The organism is Citrobacter sp., from assembly GCF_050252275.1.
Lineage (GTDB): Bacteria > Pseudomonadota > Gammaproteobacteria > Enterobacterales > Enterobacteriaceae > Citrobacter_A > Citrobacter_A amalonaticus.
In genome coordinates this window covers 1-8,808 of sequence record NZ_JBFWLF010000194.1, presented here as the reverse complement: position 1 = coordinate 8,808, position 8,808 = coordinate 1, and the positions used below count along the sequence as shown (strand labels likewise).

Genomic DNA, 8,808 nt, shown 5'->3' with positions numbered 1-8,808 from the left:
CTAATCCGCCCAGCCCGACGATCAGCACACGGCTGGCAAGCAGCTTTTGCTGACCGTCAATGGCGATATCGCCCAGCAGGATCTGACGGCTATAGCGCATAAAGTCACGGTCATTCATCGCCTGCTCCTGCTATCGCCAGCAATTGCGCGGTGGCCGCCCGCCAGTCTTCGGCCAGGGTAATGGCGCTGACCACCGCAATACTTCCTACGCCAGTCGCCAGCACGGCGGGTGCGCGCTCCAGGCTGATACCGCCAATGGCGACGGTAGGGTAATCATTCAGACGATTGATATGCCGTGCGAGTTGTTCCAGTCCTTGCGGCGCGGACGGCATCTGCTTAGTCTGCGTCGGGAAAACGTGGCCCAGCGCGATGTAGGAGGGACGTGCCGCCAGCGCTACGTCGATCTCCATATCGTCGTGTGTCGAGACGCCCAGGCGTAATCCCGCCGCCTGAATCGCCTTCAGTTCGGTGGTTTCCAGATCTTCCTGACCCAGATGCACGCCATAGGCGCGATGTTTGATCGCCAGCCGCCAGTAATCGTTAATAAACAGACGGGCGTTGTATTTCCGCCCCAGTTTGATGGCGGCCACCACATCGGCTTCCACCTCTTCATCACGCTTATCTTTGATGCGCAACTGGAGCGTACGCACGCCCGCATCCAGTAGGCGTTCAATCCACGTTACGCTGTCGACTACCGGATAGAGGCCCAGGCGAAAAGGAACCGTTGGGAAATCGGGTTGAATCATCAGACTTCCTCCCGTTTGAGGTAGATTTCTCCGCCTTTGGCGCGGAAGGTGTCTGACATATCCGCCATCCCCACTTCGATGGTCTGGGCGGCGGCGTAGTCACGGACCTCCTGACTGATTTTCATTGAGCAGAATTTCGGGCCGCACATGGAGCAGAAGTGCGCGACTTTGCCGGATTCCTGCGGCAGGGTTTCATCGTGGTAAGCGCGGGCGGTAAACGGATCGAGCGCCAGATTAAACTGGTCTTCCCAGCGGAATTCAAAGCGCGCTTTGGACATCGCGTTATCACGGATTTGCGCCCCCGGATGCCCTTTCGCCAGATCGGCGGCATGGGCGGCAATCTTGTAGGTAATCAGCCCCTGTTTCACATCTTCTTTGTTTGGCAGGCCAAGGTGTTCTTTCGGGGTGACATAGCAGAGCATCGCGCAGCCAAACCAGCCGATCATCGCTGCGCCAATTCCCGAGGTGAAATGGTCATAACCCGGCGCAATATCGGTGGTCAGCGGACCTAAGGTATAAAACGGCGCTTCATGACAGTGCTCCAGCTCTTCGGTCATGTTGCGACGGATCATCTGCATCGGCACATGGCCCGGACCTTCAATCATCACCTGCACGTCATACTCCCAGGCGATTTTGGTCAGTTCGCCCAGTGTGTGCAGTTCTGAGAACTGTGCCTCGTCGTTGGCGTCCTGAAGGGAACCCGGACGCAGGCCATCGCCGAGCGACAGCGACACGTCATAGGCAGCGCAGATTTCACAAATCTCGCGGAAGTGCTGGAAGAGGAAGTTCTCTTTGTGATGAGAGAGACACCATTTCGCCATAATGGACCCTCCGCGCGAGACAATCCCTGTCAGGCGTTTCGCGGTCATCGGCACATAGCGCAGCAGTACGCCGGCATGAATGGTGAAGTAGTCCACCCCCTGTTCGGCCTGCTCCAGCAGCGTATCGCGGAAGGCTTCCCACGTCAGATCTTCGGCGATCCCGTTGACCTTCTCCAGCGCCTGGTAGATCGGAACGGTACCGATCGGCACCGGGCTGTTGCGCAGGATCCATTCGCGGGTTTCATGGATATAGCGACCGGTGGAGAGGTCCATTACGGTGTCCGCTCCCCAGCGCGTTGACCACACCAGTTTCTCCACTTCTTCTTCGATGGAGGAGGTGACGGCAGAGTTGCCGATATTGGCGTTCACCTTCACCAGGAAATTACGCCCGATAATCATCGGTTCCGATTCCGGGTGATTGATGTTGGCGGGGATGATAGCTCGTCCAGCGGCCACTTCATCACGCACAAATTCCGGCGTGATGTTCTCCGGCAGGCGTGCGCCAAATCCTTCACCCGGATGCTGCTGGCGTAACACTTCACTGCGGATGCGTTCACGGCCCATGTTTTCACGAATGGCGATAAACTCCATTTCCGGGGTGACGATACCCTGGCGCGCGTAGTGCAGTTGCGTCACGCATTTGCCTGCTTTCGCGCGTTTTGGCGTCAGCAAACCGGTGAAACGCAGTTCATCCAGACCGTCGTCGGCCAGACGTTCTTTGGTATAGACAGAGCTGCGGTCAGTTAAGGCTTCGCTGTCGTTACGCGCATCAATCCACGGCTGGCGCAGCTTTGTCAGCCCCTGCTGGACGTTAATTGCCACATCCGGATCACCATACGGACCGGAGGTGTCGTACACCGGAATCGCTTCGTTCTCTTCAAACTGCGGTTCCGCTTTGCTGCCGCCGATGAGCGTCGGGCTAAGCTGAATTTCCCGCATCGGGACGCGAAGATCGTGTTGTGAACCGGTGATGTAGATCCGTTTTGAGTTCGGGAAGGCTGTGCCTTCCAGCGTATCGATAAAGTGTTGTGCTTGCGCGCGCTGTTCGCGGCGGGACAATTTAGGGGTAGTTGCAGACATAGCTCATTCCAAAAAAGTAAGGAGATGGCTTGTCAGACGACGGATGAGTAATAGGTGTGCGACGCCCGTTAAGGCTTACGCATAAAGCAGAATTACTCTTGTTCCCTTCGCAGGTTTTAACCTGATCAGGTTCCGCGGATCCCGAATTAACGGTCTCAGCCGGTGTTTTCACACCAGGCACTCCGACAAGATGTAACCTCTGATAAGAGGCAATAGGGGTAAACTACGCGTTCTGTGCGCCGAACTCAAGCAGGACGTTTGATGACCGCATTGTCATGCATGGCGTCAAAGACCAGCATGATCAGCTTATCTTCCAGCGCAAATCGGGCTTCCAGCGCTTCGCCGAGATCGGATAAAACCTGTTGAAACTCCAGGCAGTTATCGTGATCAATCGCCGTTTCCAGACTGGAGTCATAGTAGTCCATGATGCGTTGTGTGTTAGCTTCCAGTAGCGGCCAAATTTTTGTCGCTTTTAAAAGCTGCCCGTTACCTTCCAATTTATGCAGAATACGTTCATAAATACTGAAGTGTCCGGTGGAGAGGTAGTCGACCAGGCTCTGACAAAAATCATCCAGCGCTTTTTCATTCAGTTGCATGTACGATTCTTTGCCAGGCTTAATGCCAACCAGATTGTAGTAAGCCACGAGCAGATGCTTACGTACATGTAGCCAGCGATCAACCAGTTTGTTACTTCCTCTGACGCGCTCTGTCAGGTCTTCCAGCTGGTTTAGCATGATTGACTCCGCAAGTGTAGATTTAAAAACTGCTCACGCAGGAATTGTAAAAATAATGTTATCAACATGCCAGTGAAGCAAAGGTAGTGCAAGAGCTATGGATCGTATAATTGAAAAATTAGATCACGGCTGGTGGATCGTCAGCCATGAGCAAAAATTATGGTTGCCTCATGGCGAATTGCCACACGGCGATGCGGCAACTTTCGATCTTGTCGGGCAGCCAGCGCTGCAAATCGGAGAGTGGGAAGGGGAGCCTGTCTGGCTGGTGCAACAGCATCGACGTCACGAGATGGGATCGGTTCGTCAGGTGATCGATCAGGATGTAGGGCTATTTCAACTGGCGGGGCGCGGAGTACAGCTAGCGGAATTCTACCGCTCACATAAATTCTGTGGCTACTGCGGGCACCCGATGCATCCGAGTAAAACCGAGTGGGCGATGCTCTGTACCCACTGCCGTGAACGTTACTATCCGCAAATCGCCCCCTGCATTATCGTCGCCATTCGCCGTGAGGATTCGATCCTGCTTGCCCAACACGTTCGCCATCGTAACGGCGTACATACCGTACTTGCCGGATTTGTTGAGGTGGGCGAAACCCTGGAACAGGCGGTGGCACGTGAGGTGATGGAAGAGAGTGGCATTAAAATTAAAAACCTGCGCTATATCACCTCGCAGCCGTGGCCTTTCCCGATGTCGCTGATGACTGCGTTTATGGCGGAGTATGACAGCGGCGAGATTGTCATCGACCCGAAAGAGCTGCTGGAGGCTAACTGGTATCGCTACGATGATTTACCGCTCCTGCCGCCGCCAGGCACCGTCGCACGGCGTCTGATCGAAGATACCGTGGCAATGTGTCGGGCTGAGTATGAATGACATGATACACTGACGGCCTGACGCAATAAGGAACTGCAAAAATGACCGAACTGAAGAACGATCGTTATCTGCGTGCGCTGCTGCGCCAGCCCGTTGATGTCACCCCGGTATGGATGATGCGCCAGGCGGGCCGCTATTTACCGGAATATAAAGCCACCCGCGCAGAGGCGGGCGATTTTATGTCGCTGTGCAAAAATGCCGAGCTGGCCTGCGAAGTGACGCTCCAGCCGCTGCGCCGTTATCCGCTTGATGCGGCGATCCTCTTCTCGGATATCCTGACCATTCCGGATGCGATGGGGTTGGGGCTCTGGTTTGAGGCGGGTGAAGGCCCGCGTTTCACCGCTCCGGTCGCCTGCAAAGCCGATGTCGACAAGCTGCCGGTTCCCGATCCGGAAGATGAACTGGGCTACGTGATGAACGCGGTACGTACGATTCGTCGCGAGCTAAAAGGTGATGTGCCGCTGATTGGCTTCTCCGGCAGTCCGTGGACGCTGGCGACCTACATGGTGGAAGGCGGAAGCAGCAAAGCCTTTACCGTGATTAAAAAGATGATGTATGCCGACCCGAAAACGCTGCATGCGCTACTTGATAAGCTGGCGAAGAGCGTCACGCTGTATCTGAATGCTCAAATCAAGGCGGGCGCGCAGTCGGTGATGATTTTCGACACCTGGGGTGGCGTGCTGACCGGACGCGATTATCAGCAGTTCTCGCTGTATTACATGCACAAAATCGTTGATGGCCTGCTGCGTGAAAACGACGGTCGCCGCGTGCCGGTGACGCTGTTTACTAAAGGTGGCGGACAGTGGCTGGAAGCGATGGCGGAAACCGGCTGCGATGCGCTCGGACTCGACTGGACCACCGATATTGCCGATGCACGTCGTCGCGTGGGACACAAGGTTGCTTTACAGGGCAACATGGATCCTTCCATGCTCTATGCGCCTACGGCGCGGATCGAAGAAGAAGTGGCGTCTATACTTTCTGGTTTCGGCCAGGGGGAAGGCCACGTCTTTAACCTCGGTCACGGCATCCACCAGGACGTGCCGCCAGAACATGCTGGCGCCTTTGTGGAGGCGGTGCACCGGCTGTCCGCGCAATACCACCGCTAAGGAGACCATATGGACCTCGCGTCGCTACGCGCTCAACAACTTGAACTGGCCTCATCTGTAATCCGCGTGGATCAACTTGATAACGATCCGCCGGATCTGATCGGCGGGGCAGACGTGGGGTTTGAACAGGGCGGAGAGGTGACGCGGGCGGCGATGGTTTTGCTGAAATATCCCTCGCTGGAACTGGTGGAATACAAAGTGGCGCGCATCGCCACCACCATGCCTTATATCCCCGGCTTTCTCTCCTTCCGTGAATATCCCGCGTTGCTGGCAGCGTGGGAGCAACTCTCGCAAAAACCCGATTTGCTCTTTGTGGATGGTCACGGTATTTCCCATCCGCGCCGTCTCGGCGTGGCCAGCCATTTCGGACTGTTGGTGGATGTGCCGACCATTGGTGTGGCGAAAAAAAGATTGTGCGGCAAGTTCGAACCACTCTCTGCTGAACCTGGCGCACTGGCGCCGCTGATGGACAAAGGTGAGCAACTGGCATGGGTCTGGCGCAGCAAAGCGCGCTGTAATCCGCTGTTTATCGCTACGGGCCATCGTGTCGGGTTGGACAGCGCCCTGGCGTGGGTGCAGCGCTGTATGAAAGGCTACCGCCTGCCGGAGCCAACCCGCTGGGCGGATGCGGTGGCATCGGAACGTCCAGCATTTATGCGATGGCAGGAAATTCAGCCCTGATTGCGGTACACTGCCGCTAATTTCTGATTCGAGAATTCATCATGTTACAAAACCCGATTCATCTGCGTCTGGAACGTCTGGAAAGCTGGCAGCACGTCACGTTTATGGCCTGCCTGTGTGAGCGCATGTACCCGAACTATGCCATGTTCTGCCAACAGACCGGGTTTGGCGACGGACAGGTGTACCGCCGTATTCTGGACCTGATCTGGGAAACGCTGACGGTCAAAGACGCGAAAGTGAATTTCGACAGCCAACTGGAGAAGTTTGAAGAAGCGATCCCGGCGGCAGACGATTATGACTTGTATGGGGTTTATCCGGCCATTGATGCCTGCGTGGCGTTAAGCGAGCTGGTTCATTCCCGTTTGAGCGGTGAGACGCTGGAACACGCCATTGAAGTCAGCAAGACGTCCATCACTACGGTTGCGATGCTGGAAATGACCCAGGCAGGTCGAGAAATGAGCGATGAAGAGCTCAAAGATAACCCGGCGGTGGAGCAAGAGTGGGATATTCAGTGGGAAATATTCCGACTTTTAGCTGACTGTGAAGAACGCGACATTGAGCTGATAAAAGGGCTTAGAGCAGACCTGCGTGAGGCTGGCGAGAGCAATATCGGTATAAATTTGCAGCAGTAAGACACGAAAACGTGATTTAACTTCTGAATTGTCGTACCTGAAGGCTTCCCTTCCGCCCCCCGTCTGGTCTACATTTGGAGGGCGAAAAAAAGTGGCTATCGGTGCGTGTATGCAGGAGAGTGCTTTTCTGGCATTTCCGTCGCACTCGATGCTTAGCAAGCGATAAACACATTGTAAGGATAACTTATGAACAAGACTCAACTGATTGATGTAATTGCAGACAAAGCAGAACTGTCCAAAACCCAGGCTAAAGCTGCTCTGGAATCCACTCTGGCTGCTATTACTGAGTCTCTGAAAGAAGGCGATGCTGTACAACTGGTTGGTTTCGGTACCTTCAAAGTGAACCACCGTGCTGAGCGCACTGGCCGCAACCCGCAGACCGGTAAAGAAATCAAAATCGCCGCAGCTAACGTACCGGCGTTTGTTTCTGGTAAAGCACTGAAAGACGCAGTTAAGTAAGACCGCGTGGCTGTGAACAGTTTTAATGAAGGGGCGGCTTCGCCCCTTTCGTCTGTCTGGCGTCGCACGTTGACGTTAGCAGGCGTGCTGTTGCTAACGGCCTGTAGCCATAACGCCTCTCTTCCGCCGTTTACCGCCAGTGGGTTTGCTGACAACCAGGGTGCGGTGCGTATCTGGCGTAAAGACGCATCAGACGGCGTCCATATGCTTTCGGTGTTCAGTCCGTGGCGTAATGGCAGTACCACAACCAGCGAGTACCGCTGGCAGGGTGATTCCCTTTCACTGATAGAACTCAATATTTATGGCGAACCGCCGGAGCATATCCGCGTGCGTTTTGACGATCGCGGCGAGTTGAGCTTTATGCAGCGCGAAGTCGATGGTCATAAACAGCAGTTGTCGAACGACCAAATCGAATTGTACCGTTACCGTGCCGAGCAGATCCGTCAGACCAGCGATGCATTGCGACAGGGGCGGGTGGTCTTGCGTCAGGGACGCTGGCATGCCGCTGAACGTACGGTTACCACCTGCGAAGGCGAGACGATTAAACCGGATATAGATGCCTGGGCGATGAGTCACATTGAGCGCCGCCAGAGCCATTCATCTGTTGACGTCAGCGTGGCATGGCTGGAGGCGCCCGAAGGGTCACAGCTTCTGCTGGTGGCGAATTCCGACTTCTGCCACTGGCAGCCAAAAGAAAAAACGTTTTGATGGGTGCCGGATGGCGGCCTACATCAGACATTCTGTAGGCCTGATAAGCGTCGCGCCATCAGGCAAAACATTACCAGTGTCCCATTCCCATGTGGCCGCCACGACCACTGCATCCGCCGTAACCCATCCCCATACCGCCAGGGACACCGGCCTGAGCCATGGCAACATCCCGTTTTACCCGTTGTTCATCCAGTGACTGTCTTAAGGATTCCATCTCTTTCGCCACAGCATTGATTTTGGCGGTATCCGGCGGATTCGTCGCTAACAGCGCGTTGTATTCATAGCGTTTGGACATCAGTTGTTGGCGTAGGGCGTTAGTCTGGTTGTAAAAGTCATTATGGATTTTTTGCGCGGCAGCCTGCTGCTCTGCGCTCAGTCCACTGCCATTTTGTTGCCACATGCCGCCGCCGTTCCCCCAGTGATGCCGCGCCAGGGCGGGGCTGGAGCCCAGCACCATCAAAGAGAGGGCGATCAGCGCCAGGCCTGCTTTCGTGTTCCGTTTCATCATTTATCCTCCTGTGGGTGGTCTTATCTTCCGTATTGCATCTTCCGTGCCAGACTGATTCTTCCCGCCCGGCGCGGGTTCTGGCGATGCACTGGCCAGCAAAGCGAGTAAAAATGACTCGACGGAAGGACGCAGTGGGTCATTTTTACCCGGCGTTGTCGGCAGTTTGTGTGGCAAGACCGGGATACGAGCCGCGAAAAGTGGCATGATTTCTGCTGAAAAGAAGGGATTGAGTCACTCAGAGCTGATGAGAATGATGCGAGAACATAAGGATACGGTAGCCCGATGGTTGAGCGGGGTGCTACCCGCCATCATACTGATTCTGGTTGGGCTATTTGCCGTGATGGTGATCCGCGATTACGGGCGTGAAAGTGACGCAGCGCGGCAGACGCTGCTGGAAAATGGCAGTGTGCTAATCCGTGCACTGGAGTCGGGGAGGCGCGTCGGGATGGGCATGCGGATGCT

11 protein-coding genes, 1 pseudogene and 1 riboswitch are annotated in these 8,808 nt (G+C 55.3%); of the genes and pseudogenes, 7 read left to right on the top strand and 5 right to left on the bottom strand.

All coding sequences use genetic code 11. The features are described 5' to 3' along the window. From AB7E14_RS15920 to AB7E14_RS15905, 4 genes are all read right to left on the bottom strand, one after another. Positions 1-118 (bottom strand): ThiF family adenylyltransferase (locus AB7E14_RS15920; RefSeq protein WP_428169658.1); only part of this gene is annotated, 118 nt, incomplete at its 3' end. Further along, a complete protein-coding gene (gene thiE / locus AB7E14_RS15915) occupies positions 111-746 on the bottom strand; it encodes a thiamine phosphate synthase (protein ID WP_316962972.1) in 636 nt (211 codons plus the stop codon). The genes AB7E14_RS15920 and thiE, both read right to left, overlap by 8 nt. Continuing rightward, positions 746-2,647: a phosphomethylpyrimidine synthase ThiC gene (gene thiC / locus AB7E14_RS15910; protein ID WP_058587264.1), complete on the bottom strand. Its 1,902-nt coding sequence runs from the start codon at positions 2,645-2,647 to the stop codon at positions 746-748. Before thiC ends, thiE begins: the two co-directional genes overlap by 1 nt. A gap of 85 nt (positions 2,648-2,732) precedes the next feature. Then, a riboswitch (TPP riboswitch) is annotated at positions 2,733-2,842 on the bottom strand. Positions 2,843-2,892: 50 nt separating this feature from the next. Continuing rightward, the gene (locus tag AB7E14_RS15905) at positions 2,893-3,381 is read right to left on the bottom strand and encodes an Rsd/AlgQ family anti-sigma factor (RefSeq protein WP_042998981.1); all 489 of its coding nucleotides are present in this window, start codon (positions 3,379-3,381) and stop codon (positions 2,893-2,895) included. A gap of 97 nt (positions 3,382-3,478) precedes the next feature. Between AB7E14_RS15905 and nudC the strand changes: the two genes are divergently transcribed. From nudC to AB7E14_RS15875, 6 genes are all read left to right on the top strand, one after another. After that, entirely contained in the window at positions 3,479-4,252 is a 774-nt protein-coding gene (nudC, locus tag AB7E14_RS15900; RefSeq protein WP_058587263.1) for an NAD(+) diphosphatase, read from the top strand. Between the two features lie 41 nt (positions 4,253-4,293). Next, positions 4,294-5,358 (top strand): uroporphyrinogen decarboxylase, encoded by a 1,065-nt coding sequence (gene hemE, locus AB7E14_RS15895; RefSeq protein ID WP_042998983.1) that lies wholly within the window; start codon positions 4,294-4,296, stop codon positions 5,356-5,358. A gap of 9 nt (positions 5,359-5,367) precedes the next feature. Continuing rightward, positions 5,368-6,039 carry a deoxyribonuclease V gene (nfi, locus tag AB7E14_RS15890; RefSeq protein WP_042998984.1) on the top strand — a complete coding sequence of 224 codons (672 nt, stop codon included), beginning with the start codon at positions 5,368-5,370 and terminating at the stop codon, positions 6,037-6,039. A 41-nt stretch (positions 6,040-6,080) separates the two neighbouring features. Continuing rightward, the gene (locus tag AB7E14_RS15885; RefSeq protein ID WP_042998985.1) at positions 6,081-6,671 is read left to right on the top strand and encodes a YjaG family protein; all 591 of its coding nucleotides are present in this window, start codon (positions 6,081-6,083) and stop codon (positions 6,669-6,671) included. Positions 6,672-6,857: 186 nt separating this feature from the next. After that, positions 6,858-7,130, top strand: coding sequence for a nucleoid-associated protein HU-alpha (gene hupA, locus AB7E14_RS15880; RefSeq protein WP_001044509.1), 273 nt, complete (start codon positions 6,858-6,860; stop codon positions 7,128-7,130). A 12-nt stretch (positions 7,131-7,142) separates the two neighbouring features. Beyond that, entirely contained in the window at positions 7,143-7,838 is a 696-nt protein-coding gene (locus AB7E14_RS15875; protein ID WP_316962977.1) for a DUF1481 domain-containing protein, read from the top strand. 70 nt (positions 7,839-7,908) lie between these two features. Here the strand turns inward: AB7E14_RS15875 and zraP are convergent, their stop codons facing one another. Beyond that, positions 7,909-8,343: a zinc resistance sensor/chaperone ZraP gene (gene zraP, locus AB7E14_RS15870; RefSeq protein WP_044326882.1), complete on the bottom strand. Its 435-nt coding sequence runs from the start codon at positions 8,341-8,343 to the stop codon at positions 7,909-7,911. Positions 8,344-8,590: 247 nt separating this feature from the next. On the opposite strand from zraP, the pseudogene AB7E14_RS15865 reads away from it, so the two are divergent. Continuing rightward, positions 8,591-8,808 (top strand): annotated as a pseudogene (locus AB7E14_RS15865) (sensor protein ZraS); the annotation flags it as partial.